A 14,660-nucleotide genomic window follows, 5' to 3' on the forward strand; every position below is an offset into this window, starting at 1 on the left:
ATGAGTGTGTTTAAATTAGCTTTTCCAAAAATTAATTATTCAGGTGTTGGGGCAATTGAAGCTTTGATTGAACGTCTATCTGATGAGCATAGTAATGAAAAAGGCATTCTTATTTGCGATCCTACATTGGTAGATCTTGGTTTTGCCGATCAATTACTCGACAGTGAACTTGACTTAGTTCTGTTTAAAGATGTACGTCCTAATCCAGATACAAATACGGTGAATACTGCGTATGAGATGTATTGTAGTTCAGATGCTCAATACATCATTGGCTTTGGTGGTGGTAGCTCTATTGATACAGCAAAAGCGATTAAAATTTTATCTGCTAATGATGGCCCCATAGCTATTTATAATGGTGTCGAAAAAGTCAGACGTCTTGGGGCTCCAATGTATGCTATTAATACAACGGCTGGAACTGCGGCAGAAGTTACGAGTAATGCAGTAATTACTGATACAGACACGCATGTAAAGCATGTAATTATATCAGACAAAATTATACCGGACATATCCGTTAATGACCCTAGCGTAATGCTAGGTTTGCCTAGTAGTACAACAGCAGCCACAGGTATCGATGCTTTAACACATGCTGTAGAATCTTTTGTATCTGTTGGGGCTCATAAATTAACAGACTACATTTCTTTAGAAGCAATCACCACTATCGCACAGAGTTTACCATTAGCGGTTGATGATGGTTCTAATGTCGAGGCTCGCGAGATGATGGCATATGGTCAGTTTATAGCTGGTTTGTCATTCAATAATGCGGGACTTGGAATGGTTCACGCGATGGCGCACCCTGCTGGCGCTCATAAAGATCTGCCTCATGGTGTATGTAATGCAATATTATTACCAATCGTAAGTGAATTTAACCGTCCATATTGTGTAGAAAAATTTGCGCAGATCGCTAAAGCACTTGGAACCGATACGTCAAATATGACTGTAGAACAAGCTAGCCTCGCCGCGATTGATGGACTTAATTCGCTTAACCGCCGTGTTGGTATTCCGGAAGGTTTTGGCCAGTTAGGTGTAACTAAAACAGATATTCAAAATTGGGTGGACGATGCTATGGCTGATCCTTGTGCTGGAGGTAACCCACATCCAATGAGTCGTGAACAAATCATTGAATTATATGAAAGTGCTCTTTAGTTTAAGAGGGTGTTCTATCAACAGATGCATATGAATGGCTTGGCCAAATGTGGCTCTTTTGACTCACTGCCCTTTTTCGGGCAGTGGTTTATGCTGATTTCTTCTAGTTAATATCTTACGAGTTCATACTTAACAGCGACATCATTTCCTTAAAACTTACTGGCTTACTAAACAAGTAACCTTGGTAAAAATCAATATCACTTTGTGTAATGGCATCTAGTTGTTCATTACTTTCAACACCTTCTGCTATTACCTGTGTATCAATAGTATGAGCCATTTTAGTCACTGCAGAGACGATACTTCTTTCTTTTTCACACGAGCAAATACCATCAATATAAGATTTATCAATTTTAATATAATCAATTTGAAGATTTCTCAGTACAGAGATTGAAGAAAACCCGGTACCAAAATCATCTACCGAAATCATAACCCCTAGATCTTTTGCAGCATGGATGATTTGAGAGAGTTTACAAATATCGGTGATCATAGCTGTTTCAGTTATTTCTAAATGAACATTATTGGGATTGATTTTATACTTCGTCATTTGGTGCTGTAGATCACCTAAGAAATCGTCATTTTCTAATTGAATGACAGAAACGTTGATTGATATAGAAATATCTGGATAAGTTTCATTCACTCTTGCCAAAGCTTCTATGGACATGTTCAAAATTAAGCGACCTAGTTCAACTATCAAGCCATGCTCTTCTGCTATTGATATGAACTCATCAGGAGATATAAATTTCCCTTTCAGTTTCCATCGAACAAGAGATTCAAAGGAATGAATTTTTTTATCTACTGAACCAATAATTGGTTGAAAGTTCATGTAAAAACTCTTGTTTTCTATGGCTGTTTTGATGGCTTTTTGAATATATTTATTTCGTTTTAATGTTTTTTGAATTTCTCTATCAAACCTATAAATTCGAATATTATTTTTTTTTGCCTCAGTTACGGCTAAATATGCATTTCTTGTCGCTTGATTGATTAAGATAGAATCATCACAAAAATAATATCCAATGTGATAATCAGGATTAATTCGAATATTTTCAAATTGAAAGCACACTGTCAAATGTGCTCTTATCTTTTCAATAAATTGAATGATATCGAATTCTGTATCGGCATCAATGTGGATGATAAATTCATCAATGCCGTACCGAGCAGAACTTGACCCATAAGATTTATTAATATCGATGAGTACACTTCCAATTTTTGAGATAAGCTGGTCACCGTAATGATGACCAAAGTTATGGTTGATTATATGAAATTGTTCTACGTCAATAAGTATAAAACCATTGGCTGACGTTGGTTTCGTAAGCTTGGCACGTTTCATCGCAATCACAGAGCTAAAATTTTCTCTGTTGAACAGTCCTGTCAGCTTATCCCTTTGTTCCATTCTTCTGATTAAGTTAGTTTTATCATCGGACTCTATTTCTAAATTTGATAGTAAATTTTCTATTTTTGATTGATTTTCTATAAATGAAAGTATCAATTGAGCACTTTTTATAGCGGTAATACACAAAGCAATGCCAAACGCTACGCCCATAACTCCAAGACTGACAAGACTGGGATCATTGCCAGTAATTAATACATAGCTATATGGAAAAACGGTTAGAGATACAAATGCGAGAGCAGATCGAAGGTCAGATGATAATAAATTCACACTTCCACCAGACATTCCGCAAAATATAATCAACGTAAACATGATTTCTTTTGTCGCCATGCTTTGATGAAATACATATGGATAAGATGCCCATGCGATCCCTGCAGCGATAACACCAATCAAGTGAAAATCTAATTTATACTTGTTTTCATTAGAAACAAAATGATGAATGAGAAAACGAATACCAGTAACAGCGTAAAGTACAAATAACCAGCTAAGTTTACCATTATGGATATCGCTCTCATATATGTTTGCCATCACCAACGTAGATGCGATACCTATATTAATTGTTAACAACACTGGAAGGTTAGATGAGAGAATTAACAGACGTTTATATTTATATTTATACATATACCAATAACTTATAATTTTTATTAAATTTTTTTTAAATAGAAAAAATGAATCTTGAAAATTATAACGAAGGGAATCCCAATTTTAGTCAAAAATTCCATTTTCGATCACACTTTCACAATTCATATATCAAGAAACTATAAAAAAACCCTTGTCGACTCAATATTAGTATGATGTAAATGCTCATCAAAAAAATATCATAATCACAATAACTAAGTAGTGATAAAAAGTATACTTATATAATTTAAAGTTTTTTTAAAAGATCATATTTGGTGTGATTTTACACTTGATGTTAAATAAGACTAAGTTTCTGCACCTAATTCAGGAATAAATTGCTTCCTATAACTTACTTAACAATTTCAGCAATTGTATTTGATGCTCTTGCACACCGGCTATGAAGCTCTTATCACCGAATTCGAGTGTGTCGATCCCTTCAAATTTTAAGAATACCCAACGTGCCGTCGGTTTAGTTTGAACTGGCATGGTAATATGTTAAAGCGAGAGAAAAAGTTGAAGGTAGAAAAATTCTCCCTGAACTCTTCGTAGAACAATTTTTTGGTTCTCAGACAGTTATAGAGGCGTTGAAGGAAAAATTCGGTAAAAAGATCCAAGTCGACTTGTTGATGAAAGATAATGATGGCAGCACTAGAACTTATCATAGTAATGTTAGTAGCTTGAAACCTTATCTGAAACCGAATTATACTGTGAAGAAAGGTGGGACTATGAATATGGAGTATTTTGGAATTTTCTCTGAGAATTCATGCCGCCCAGCATGTTCAAATGGTAGGCAGCAATAGACCCCTGAATGAAATGTTAGTTCACTTCGATGCCGTTGATAAACTGCTTCCCAAGTGATTGCTTGAATGTTGTGGTGTAGTTACCTGACTCTTCTTGGTTCCACATTCTGTCCAATATGCTTTGATTGATTTTAAATAATTTAACTAGCTTTGGTGTGATAGTGATATTGAAGTCAATTTTAAGGGAATTTTCAAGTGCCTCTCGTGATTCTCGGTTAGTTAAGCCTTTATAATTTGTAGGCATTATTTCAATTTTCCCATCTGTATTTGAGTCATTAACGAAGATGTTGATGTTCTCGAATTTGATCCCATTACCTATTATGGATTTAAAAGTAGCCTGAATTGTTTCCTCTGTCGGATTGCTTTCAATCAAATCGATGAAGTTGTTAAGCTCTTGAGTGTTAACTTGATTAATCTCACCACTTAAGCCAAGTTTGTTCGATAGTTGGGTGATGTTTGGAGATTGAAGGTCTAGAGAGTCAACGTCCCAATCAAGCTTCAGGCTGGTATTGTCTTCAATTGTAATTGCTGAATGAAGCTTCGCGTCTTTGAAGCTAACTCCACCAGATCGATCGTTGTAGCCTCCATCATTTACTATAATTTCAGTATGATGGGTGTTATTGGTGATATTTGACTTAAGCTCAATGCCGTTTAGATAAACCTGCTCCCTTCTTTCAGAGATTCTAATGCCGTCAATTTTTGTGGATGTAGTGAAGGCTTCTTTATTGCCGTTGAACAGAATCTCAACATCGCCAAGTTTGAAGTTATTGGAACGGCCTATGTTGATTTCTCCGAGTGAGAAGTTGCTTTGTAGATCTAAAGATTGATTGCTGGTATCAAATTTATATTTTATGTTTTCATTCAAGCTCGCAACCTCTTTGACTAACGTTGAGGTTAGCCCTTTATCTTTCGGGAGACTAAAGTTACCGTCAACACTAAGTCCAAATGGCGCAACCGTTGCTGTGTGGTTGAGGTAGATTGGTTCAGGAAGTCTTTTTGAACCGTTGTTTATGTAGATAGCGAAATGCTGTTTGATATTGTTATTGTTGATTTCGGTATCGATGAGTTGAGCATCTATGAACTTGTTTTTTAGTCCAATTAGTGAGCTTTCAACTTCATTGGCCACAGTTTCAGCTGCATTCTTAATCAACATGTTGTTAGCAACGAAGGCACCACTACCGATGATGGCTGCACAGCTTAATGCAATTATAGTTTTTTTCATCTTAGCCTCTGACAATTTAGGAATCAATTAGTTATGCTATTTTATATGAATTCAGTTGCAATCGCACCATAAATCAAACTTTCCCGTTAGCGCTCTACAATTCACAACCATTGCTTAATCAAAAGTACGCTATTTGTGCTTTTTATAGCGTAGCGCCTAGCTCAATCAGCCGAGAGACTTTACCTTCTAAGCTAGTGAAAAAGTTACCTAGATATCCAATTCCTGTTTTTCTATTAGCTCAGTTGGCTGTTCATAAAGAGTTTCATGGCTCAGGGCTAGGAAAGGTCAGTTTGATTCGCGCTTTAAAGTACCTTTGGGAAGTCAATCACCATATGAGAGCTTATGCTATCGTAGTGGACTGCCTTACAGACCCCGCACAAGCATTTTATACGAAGTTTGGTTTTGAAGTCCTGTGTGACAATAACGGTCGTATTCGAATGTTCTTACCAATGAAAACAGTAGAACAGTTGTTTAGTCAATAAGTACGAATATAATAAATAGAGATTAAGGTGTAGTGAAGATAACACTAAATTCCGAGTGTTGAGCAAGGCTGATGTCATCTTATCAATTAATTAACCATTTTTTCTTTCTTCTATCGTCACCTTTCGGCTATATCGGCCAACTCCCTACGCACGCTATTTCATGCTGACAGCTGAGGCATATTCTTATTGCTCTGGTCTTTTACTTTTCTATTAAAGGAGGTATTAGAGCAAGCAACTTTACTGCCGTGCTAGCTCTCCATAACTTGACTTTGCAATACCTGTAGTTATTCATGGTTTACTAAATTAGGAGATTTACTAGCAAACCATGTCCAAAAATGAGTTGATTCACTAGTTTGGCTGAGAAGGTTCTGCCCCATTTTTTGCTAAGGATACCAATTCTCCACTGCAAACCTACTGAATAATTTTCAGTCTATTCGGGTAATGAAAGTTTGCTCATCATCTACAAAAGCAACAAAGCCATCGTGGTAGATAAACACTCGGCCACGCCCTTCAACTAGACAGGCAAGCTGTGGGTTCAAATCTTCTTCGTTGTTCTTGCGTTGATAGGTGCCAGTATCAGTAATTACGCCGTTGAATGTGGGCAAATATCCGTAAGTGCGCTTGGCTTGTTCAATCAGGCTCAATTCGCTGTCACTAGAGAAGCAGGATGGAATCGCGCCGGCTTCTTCGATAAACATAGTTTTCAGTTCTTCAAAAGCTGTTATCACCAGCCAGTCGATGCCATTAACATGATGGATGAACATAGAGTTTCTCGATAATTATGATGTGGAGATTTTATCACTATCAGAGACTGGGCGTAGTAGAGATTTCGTTGCTAAAGGCGGTAATTGTGAAAAATATACGCCACTGACGATTTTGATGATTTTATGGACGTAGCTAACGTCACAGATGAAATCATTAGAGGATTTTCTGTACCTCAAGTAATTTACTAAATGCTAATTTAGCAATGAATACAACACGGAATTGTCCGTGCGACCTGAAGTCGTATGAAGTGCTGTTCACCGCAACAAGTGTGAACCATCTGTATCACCAGATGACCCTAGGGTTCTGAATAAAGCAGCGAACCCGGCAATGTAACGAAGTTCAGCCTTTGCTGAGCGGGAATGAATTCGTGAGAGGACGTTTCTCCTGATAACCACAATTGGGTGAGTGCTAGGGTGTTGGTATGATGAACGTAAGTGAATCCATTTAAGATGCGTTATACGTGGATCAGCGGAAGTGGTTAATACGCTGTGGCCAAAAGGCATGAGAGTAGGAAAGAGATTGGACAGTGCTCTTTCGTGATCAAGACGCTCTCCGCATTATAGTGGGCATCTAACCCGACGTTGCGCGACATACGGAACAGGGTAAGCCTGTACTTCTCCCTTTGGGAAAGCGGTCTGTAAAGACAGCCGATAGTGGTGCAGGTAAATAACATTCAAACGGATAAACGAATGTTGAAGCAATGGCTTGAGTGCGGTTTTATCGATAAGGGACTGTTTTACAAGACAGCAGAGGGGACGCCTCAAGGCGGTATAATTTCCCCAACGCTTATGCTGTTGACGTTAGCAGGTTTAGAAAATCTGGTTAAGTCGATAGCACGTAAAACTGGCGATAGAGTCAACTTCATTGGATACGCTGATGATTTTGTAATAACTGGGACTTCAAAGGAAGTTTTGGTGAACAACATCAAACCGCAGCTAATTGGCTTTCTAGAAGAAAGAGGTTTAACACTTTCTGAAGAGAAAACACACGTAACTCACATAAATGATGGTTTTAATTTTTTGGGATTTAATCTCAGAAAGTACAAAGGCAAACTGCTTATTAAACCAAGTAAGAGCAACGTACTGTCATTTTTGGGTAACTTACGTGAACTCATCAAAAAGCACGCAACAATTCCAGTGAACGATCTGATTAAAATACTGAATCCAAAACTGAGAGGTTGGGCGAATTATTATCGTCACTGCGTGGCAAAGCGAACTTTCGACTATGTAAGTCATCAACTTTTCTGGTTGTTATGGCGTTGGGCGGTAAGGCGTCATCCAACGAAAAACAAAGATTGGGTGCGTAGAAAATATTACTTGAATCGACGAGGTGAATGGCAATTCCATGGTTGGCAAAAGATCGCGAATATGGATTGTCATTTTAATCTGGTTCAGATAGCCAAAACGCCAATTAAAAGGCATGTAAAAATCATGAGCAAGGCAACGCCTTATGATCCTTTTTATGAACCTTTCCTTAAAGAACGAAAGGCAAAGAAATTGGGACGAAACTCATGGTTCGAACCTGCTTTAGCTGCATTGTGATCGCTGGGTAACGTAATACGCCTTAGCGGAGGCTTGAGCTGTATGCAGTGAAAGTTGCACGTACAGTTCTTAGAGGGGCGGCACTTGGTAATAAGTGTCGTCTACTCGACATCAATGTTTCAGCGCGAGATAGGCGAACAAGCTTATGCCCAGAAACAAGCAAGTCTTAGAAATACCTGTGTAGTTATTGACTACACACAAATATAGATTATCATGTGTATGTAATAGATATACAGGTGAGTATTATGGCTACGAAATCAGCTCCAATAAATATGCGGGTGTTACCGTCCGTCCGCGATATCATTGATGCTGCCGCGAGTTTACAGAAGGTGGACAGAACGGTATTCATACAGCAAGCAGCCCTCAATGAAGCACAAAGCGTACTGGCTAACCAAAGAGACTTTCTACTTGAAGAAAAAGCATTTGAAGCATTTGAGAACGCACTCAATGCCGAACCTCAAGCAAACGAAGGCATTAAAGATCTCTTAAGCAGAAAAACGCCGTGGGAATAACAGCACCTACATTGCTAATGCGTGAGCACAACATTAGTGGGTTCCAGTGCGGTGTCCCTGAACTGGATAATTGGTTATCTAAAAATGCTTTTAAAAGTCAAAGACAAGGTCATGCGCGAGTCTACGTTGTGACCGACTCTGTAACTGAAAAAGTGGTGGGATATTATGCAATTGCAATGGGTTCAGTTCAAAGGGAACAGGCTTTTAGTGCTCTAAAGCGAAACAGCCCAGATCCCATTCCAATGGTGATACTTGCTCGCCTTGCTGTAGATGAAAATTACCATAGTAATAATATAGGAGTTGGCTTGCTTAAAGATTGCCTACTACGCTCAATGAGCGCTATGAATGCTATTGGTGGGGCCGGTATTCTTGTTCATGCGATAGACGAACGCGCTCAATCCTTCTACAAAAAGTTTGGTTTCCAAGAATCGAAAGTTCACCCACTTATGCTAATGGCAAGAGTTTGTGATATTGAAAAAACGATTCGTAATTGAAACCTGAGTAACTAGGTGGGGCAGGCATCTGGCTTCCCTATTTGACCCTAGAGTGGTTATTTTATGCCCCATACCTTAGCTTTGTTGTTAAGTTGGAGCATAAATTGAAAGAGAACGGCAAACACCTTGTATGGGAAATTACCTCTGTTTTTGGGTAATGTGAGACCCAAGCCTAAGCTGCAACTTAGGCTTTCTATGCAGTAGTTCGATTAAACGCTGGCTCCTCTGTCGAGAGACCGATAACAAGAACGAACGCTGCATAGGACTCCGAGCAAAACACTCGAATAGCCCACTGGGTCTCGAACCCGCATTACGCAAGCAAGAGTTAGCTTATTATGAATACAAGTACACTTCAAAACATTAATGTCGGTGTTGATACTGGTAAGTCGCAATTAGATTTCTACATTCGACCACTCGACATTTACTTCACCGTATCTAACGATGACAAAGGCATAAAAGAAGCGATTAAAACTATCAAGAAGTATTCTCCTGAACGAATCGTCATAGAAGCCACTGGTAGGTTAGAAATGCCCTTCATTATCGCTTGTGCTGAGGCTAATCTACCCTTCGTTATTGCTAATCCAATACATGTAAAACGCTTTGCTGGGGCAACAGGTAGGCGAGCAAAGAACGACAGGCTGGATGCAGAGCTTATTGCGCATTATTCCGAAGCTATAAAGCCAACCTTAACTCAATTAAGACCTGAAAACATGAGAGCTATGAGTGATTTGGTCGCAAGAAGAAACCAGTTACTCAACATGCAAACTATGGAAAAAAATCGACTTCAGATATTGCCAAAATCTCTAGCTTCAACAATAAAACCCATTTTAACGGCTTTTAAAAATCAGATAACAAAAATTGAATTAAAGATAGCAAAGATGATAGAAGAGTGCCCTGAGTATCAAGCTAAAAACATGATCCTACAAAGTATGCCTGGAGTAGGTAAAATTGTCGCGGCGTCCATTATCAGCAATGTTCCTGAATTAGGGTATATCACCAACAAACAAGCAGCTTCGCTTATTGGTGTCGCTCCAATAACTAAGGAAAGTGGTCGGTTTAAAGGAAAAAGAACTATCCAAGGTGGCCGCTCTCAAGTTCGCACCGTTCTCTATATGGCGATGATGTCAGCTATGCAATGCAACCCTATATTTAAACGGAATTATCAGCGACTTCTTCAGCAGGGGAAACCAAAAAAAGTCGCTATTATTGCCTGTGTAAGAAAAATGGTCGTTATCTTAAATTCAATGCTAAGGGATGGTGTAATGTGGGATGAAACCGTAGCAAAAAATTAGCTATTGACACCATAGCCCCTTGTTAGTTGCCCATCTCAAAGCCTAGTGCTAACATTTGTACACACACCAACAAAGGAATACATCATGGACACTAGAATTCAATTTCGTGTTGATGAAGAAACAAAACGCCTAGCTCAACAAATGGCTGAGAGCCAAGGTCGAACTTTAAGTGATGCTTGCCGTGAACTTACTGAGCAACTCGCTGAACAACAAAGAAAAACATTATCTCACGATGCATGGCTAACTGAACAAGTAAACCTAGCATTTGAGAAGTTTGACTCAGGAAAATCCGTTTTCGTTGAGCACCAAACGGCTAAGTCTCGAATGGAAGAGCGCAAAGCCAGAATCCGTAATACCTAAAATCTTTAGTCAAAGAATGAAGCTCACTTTCAGTAAATGCATCAATTAAGATCTTATGCTTAAAAACTCGAATATTTAACAACTGGTCTTTGTCGAGTAGACGACAAAACTTTCTTAGATTAATTACTTAAATTAGAAAAATACGGATAACGTTTGGTATAGGAAAGTCGATTAGTGAGGTGCCCAGTTTGATTAAAGTAGAACATTGTCTGGTGCATAGATTAAATTTCGCTCTAAATAGAGAAAAACGCTGCCATCTTTGATTAATAGCAGCGCTTAGTTATCGATTTTGGATTATACGAGTGATCATTAACTCTGATTAACTAACTGAACCGCATCCTTTACCAACGTATTGATTTCACGCCAGTTAGAAGTATTTATCAGTTTCTTATCAGCCATCCAGGAACCTCCGCAGGCGGTGACTGCATCAATAGCGAGATAGTCCCTGATATTATGTGCCGATACTCCGCCTGTAGGCATAACCTTTAACATTGAATATGGTCCTAGCAATGCTTTAAGCATCTGTATTCCTCCCGCTGCCTCTGCCGGGAAAAATTTAACTAGTTGAATACCATAATTCAGCGCTAATTCAATATCTGAAGGCCTGCTTACCCCTGGAATGATGGCTACATCATGTTTAATGCAAGCCTCAATTGTCCTGGTATTGATGCCCGGTGAAACGATGAAATCTACACCTGCATTTTTTGCAGCAACAACCTGAATCTCATCGAGGACAGTACCAGCACCGATCAGAATCTGTGGATGAGCGGCCCGCAGCTTTCGAATGGCTTCTTCTGCAGCCGAGGAACGAAAAGTAATTTCTGCCACTGGCAAGCCATTCTCAACAAGAATATCACCCAAAGGTAAAATATCTTCTGACTTATCGACAACGATAACAGGAACAACTTTGTGTTCAGACAGCCTAGCAATTAGTTCAGACATATTTACCTCAAAGTAACACGGTGACAAATTCGGGGTACGCTAGTAACGCACAGAGTACCATTAGCTGCATTATGATAAACGGCCAAACCGATTTAAATATATCCGTCAGCTCTATTCCTTTTGGTGCGACACTTTTCAGATAAAATGCGGCGGGACCAAAAGGAGGACTCAGAAACGAAACTTGCATATTTACGCAGAATAAAACGCCAAACCAAACTGGATCAAATCCTAGCGCCACGATTATTGGAACGAATATTGGCATGGTTAGCATGGCCACACCAATCCAGTCTAGGAACATACCTAAAATCAGCAATACACCCATCATGATCAAAATAGTAACGATAGGTGGCGCATCTAACCCGATAAACATACCGGCGATATATTTGTCGCCACCCATTAGGTTGTAGACACCGATTATCATAGTTGCACCGATACCAACCCAAATGATCATACCTACGGTTTTAATGGTGTGTTTCAGCGCTTCTGAAACAATATCTTTATTAAGCTCTTTTCGATGCCATGCAGCTAACATTACTCCCACAACCCCAACACAAGCCGACTCAGTAACTGAGGCTACACCACCATAGATACTGCCTAGGATCCAACCTGCAATGGCAACAGGAATAGCGATATCCTGTGCTATCTTAATTTTGTCTGCTTTAGTTAGATTGTCTAGCTCACTTTGATCCATTGCTGGACCATAATCAGGGCGGATTCTGCATATCACAAAGATATAAAACATATAGAGACTTGAAAGCAAAAGTGCAGCAGGAACGGAGGCTAAAAAAAGATCCCCAATGGACACATTGGCTGTCATGCCATAAATAATCAGAACGATACTTGGAGGTACCATAGTACCTAAAGCACCACCAGCAACAACGGTACCAATGGCTAAGTTTTTATTGTAACCAAGCCGAAGCATTTGAGGTAGCGCAAGCATTCCAAGCAATACGGTTTCACCACCAATAATGCCAGACATCGAGGCTAGTAATACTGCGACAACCATACTTTGTAGAGCAACACCACCGCGCATTCTGCCTGCAAGTACACGCATTGCGTTGTACAAGTCTCTTGCAATTCCTGTCTTATCAAGCATAGTTGCCATTAAGACGAACATGGGAACTGCAACAAAGGTGTACGAAGAGGTAAAATCGGTAACCCTAGACGCCACCATCTGCATGATAGTAGTAGTGTCAAACCAAAGATAAGAAGAGGTAAGGGCAACCATCCCTGTGAGGAAACCTAATGGCATCCCTATAAACAGCAGGAAAATCATTGCTAGGAAAATAAACGTTGTTGCCATTCCAATACCAACGGCACCAAAACCAATAGCACTAAGCATCACTGCCTCCATTCTCAACAAGTTCGCTATCTTTATCGTTAGTTAGATTGTCTTCACTATCGTTACAATCTTCTCTAATGAGCTGCTCTTTCAGAGCGATATGGCGGTAAAGGTGCATAAAGCTCAATACCAAAATTGCAATACATGTAAAAAAGAAAAAACCTTTATTTAATGCAGGGAAAGGCGTATCCAAAACCGTACCAGAAGTCTGCATCTTGAATTTCCCAAAAGGTGAGATAAAGGCATCCCGCGTAGTACAGTAGGATCCATACGTCAGCATGGAAATGAATGCTAGCATCAGCAGTTCAACAAGTAACTCTAGATACCACTGAATTTTCTTGCTGAAACCTTGTCGGATAAACTCCATCCGAATATGTTTATTTTCTGCATAGCAAGCCACACCGCCATACAATAATGCAATACTAACAATAAATGTTGTGGTTTCATGGACCCATATAGTTGGGCTATCAAAGGCGTATCGCGCCACAACTTCAAAAAAGCCAATAGCAACAACAATAAAAAACAAGACTGATACCCATTCGCCAAGCTTCACGAACAACCGATCTATTTTTTCTATCAAGCTTAAGTTCATAAAAAATATCTCCATCCTTTTATAAATAGCAGGACAAAGCCTGCTATTTACAACGTAAAGGTAATAATTCGCTATATTTGAATACTACTTTTATAGCCATTTACCTCTTTTGCCAAAAAGTGACTTACAGCATTCCTTGAGAACCTAAGAACTCTAACAACGTGTCGTAATACATTTTTCCGATCTCAGAATCATCTGCAATTTCTTTCCAGATTTCTTTGGCAATCTTTCTCACTTTTTCTTTTTCTTCAACACTCCAAGCGATAGGGGTTACACCTTCTTTAACTGCTTCACCGTAAGCAATCTGGTCTTCATAGTGGGCTTGAAGTAACGAGTCCATCGCCATGCCTTTGAAGTGATTCAACAAGAATGTCTGATCTGATTCAGTCAACGAATTCCACTTTTTCAGGTTGATAATGGTGTGTACCGCTGGAGAAGAGTGTATGCCTGGGTAGATAGGGTATTTTGCAATGTCATGAACACCTTGCTTTTGGTTATTGGCAAGTGTGGAAAAGTCCGCAGCATCGATAATTCCCTTTTCAAGCGCAGTGTAGATTTCTGAACCGGGTAGGCCTACTGGTGATGCTCCCATACGAGCAAACAGTTTTTGAATTGGCCCCGAAGGTGCTCGCATTTTCACACCCTTAAAGTCTTCAACTTTCTCCATTTTAATTTTTGAAGGAAGCGATTCTGCACCAGTCACGGAAACACCAACAAGTTTTGCACCGTAGGCTTGGAATACCTTATCTACAACGTCAAAACCACCGCCGTAGTAGTAAAACTTAAGGATATCTTCATCGCTATTCCAGGCGGAAATCGTATCACCAATCAAGCCAAAGCCTGGGTCTTCACCTGAATACATCGCTGCGGTAGCCACGGCACCATCAATGATATTATTTCGCACACCAGTCAGCATATCAGACGACTTTAAAACGGAATCCAAAGGAAGTAAGTCGATATGGATGCGACCATTTGACGAGATTTCAGCACTATCGGCCCATTTTTTCTGAATAGTGTAAACTTGTTCACCAGTAAAGTTAGAGCTTTGGAATTTTAAATTGATATCCGCTGCCATCGCTGAACCAGCTAAAATCAAAGAAGATAGGGTTAGGGTAAGTTGTTTGATTTTCATAGTGTACCTTCACGTTGTATTTATAGGGGTATTGTT

At 39.3% G+C, this 14,660-nt stretch carries 12 protein-coding genes and 3 pseudogenes; 8 read left to right on the forward strand and 7 right to left on the reverse strand.

Going from position 1 to position 14,660, the window contains the following annotated elements; translation table 11 throughout:
- Complete coding sequence (locus ACLKML_RS04155; RefSeq protein ID WP_413282482.1) at window positions 1-1,143, forward strand: iron-containing alcohol dehydrogenase; 1,143 nt, start codon at window positions 1-3, stop codon at window positions 1,141-1,143.
- Between the two features lie 115 nt (window positions 1,144-1,258).
- Here ACLKML_RS04155 and ACLKML_RS04160 read toward each other — a convergent pair whose 3' ends face one another.
- Window positions 1,259-3,151: an EAL domain-containing protein gene (locus tag ACLKML_RS04160; protein WP_413282483.1), complete on the reverse strand. Its 1,893-nt coding sequence runs from the start codon at window positions 3,149-3,151 to the stop codon at window positions 1,259-1,261.
- Window positions 3,152-3,624: 473 nt separating this feature from the next.
- On the opposite strand from ACLKML_RS04160, the pseudogene ACLKML_RS04165 reads away from it, so the two are divergent.
- Window positions 3,625-3,948, forward strand: a pseudogene (locus ACLKML_RS04165) (zeta toxin family protein); the annotation flags it as partial.
- Window positions 3,949-3,964: 16 nt separating this feature from the next.
- On the opposite strand, the gene ACLKML_RS04170 reads toward ACLKML_RS04165, so the two are convergent.
- A complete protein-coding gene (locus ACLKML_RS04170; RefSeq protein ID WP_413282484.1) occupies window positions 3,965-5,170 on the reverse strand; it encodes a hypothetical protein in 1,206 nt (401 codons plus the stop codon).
- 98 nt (window positions 5,171-5,268) lie between these two features.
- Here ACLKML_RS04170 and ACLKML_RS04175 point away from each other — a divergent pair.
- Window positions 5,269-5,652 (forward strand): annotated as a pseudogene (locus ACLKML_RS04175) (GNAT family N-acetyltransferase); the annotation flags it as partial.
- 425 nt (window positions 5,653-6,077) lie between these two features.
- On the opposite strand, the gene ACLKML_RS04180 reads toward ACLKML_RS04175, so the two are convergent.
- Window positions 6,078-6,416 (reverse strand): cytosolic protein, encoded by a 339-nt coding sequence (locus tag ACLKML_RS04180; protein WP_413282485.1) that lies wholly within the window; start codon window positions 6,414-6,416, stop codon window positions 6,078-6,080.
- Window positions 6,417-7,079: 663 nt separating this feature from the next.
- Between ACLKML_RS04180 and ACLKML_RS04185 the strand changes: the two are divergent.
- From ACLKML_RS04185 to ACLKML_RS04205, 5 genes and pseudogenes are all read left to right on the forward strand, one after another.
- Window positions 7,080-7,958: pseudogene (locus ACLKML_RS04185) on the forward strand (group II intron maturase-specific domain-containing protein); the annotation flags it as partial.
- 245 nt (window positions 7,959-8,203) lie between these two features.
- Window positions 8,204-8,470 (forward strand): DUF1778 domain-containing protein, encoded by a 267-nt coding sequence (locus tag ACLKML_RS04190; protein ID WP_413282472.1) that lies wholly within the window; start codon window positions 8,204-8,206, stop codon window positions 8,468-8,470.
- Window positions 8,461-8,964 (forward strand): GNAT family N-acetyltransferase, encoded by a 504-nt coding sequence (locus tag ACLKML_RS04195; protein ID WP_413282486.1) that lies wholly within the window; start codon window positions 8,461-8,463, stop codon window positions 8,962-8,964. Before ACLKML_RS04190 ends, ACLKML_RS04195 begins: the two co-directional genes overlap by 10 nt.
- Before the next feature lie 335 nt (window positions 8,965-9,299).
- Window positions 9,300-10,256, forward strand: coding sequence for an IS110 family transposase (locus ACLKML_RS04200; RefSeq protein ID WP_413282464.1), 957 nt, complete (start codon window positions 9,300-9,302; stop codon window positions 10,254-10,256).
- Window positions 10,257-10,340: 84 nt separating this feature from the next.
- Entirely contained in the window at window positions 10,341-10,616 is a 276-nt protein-coding gene (locus ACLKML_RS04205; protein WP_413282487.1) for a damage-inducible protein J, read from the forward strand.
- Between the two features lie 309 nt (window positions 10,617-10,925).
- Here ACLKML_RS04205 and ACLKML_RS04210 read toward each other — a convergent pair whose 3' ends face one another.
- The 4 genes from ACLKML_RS04210 to ACLKML_RS04225 form a co-directional block, all read right to left on the reverse strand.
- A complete protein-coding gene (locus ACLKML_RS04210) occupies window positions 10,926-11,558 on the reverse strand; it encodes a bifunctional 4-hydroxy-2-oxoglutarate aldolase/2-dehydro-3-deoxy-phosphogluconate aldolase (protein WP_413282488.1) in 633 nt (210 codons plus the stop codon).
- Window positions 11,559-11,565: 7 nt separating this feature from the next.
- Complete coding sequence (locus ACLKML_RS04215) at window positions 11,566-12,900, reverse strand: TRAP transporter large permease (RefSeq protein WP_413282489.1); 1,335 nt, start codon at window positions 12,898-12,900, stop codon at window positions 11,566-11,568.
- On the reverse strand, window positions 12,893-13,492 hold the full coding sequence (locus ACLKML_RS04220; protein ID WP_413282490.1) for a TRAP transporter small permease subunit: 600 nt from the start codon (window positions 13,490-13,492) through the stop codon (window positions 12,893-12,895). Before ACLKML_RS04220 ends, ACLKML_RS04215 begins: the two co-directional genes overlap by 8 nt.
- Window positions 13,493-13,616: 124 nt before the next feature.
- Window positions 13,617-14,624 (reverse strand): TRAP transporter substrate-binding protein, encoded by a 1,008-nt coding sequence (locus ACLKML_RS04225; protein ID WP_413282491.1) that lies wholly within the window; start codon window positions 14,622-14,624, stop codon window positions 13,617-13,619.
- Between the last annotated feature and the right edge of the window lie 36 nt (window positions 14,625-14,660).

The sequence above is a fragment of the Vibrio sp. MA40-2 genome (assembly GCF_047302445.1).
Taxonomy (GTDB): domain Bacteria; phylum Pseudomonadota; class Gammaproteobacteria; order Enterobacterales; family Vibrionaceae; genus Vibrio.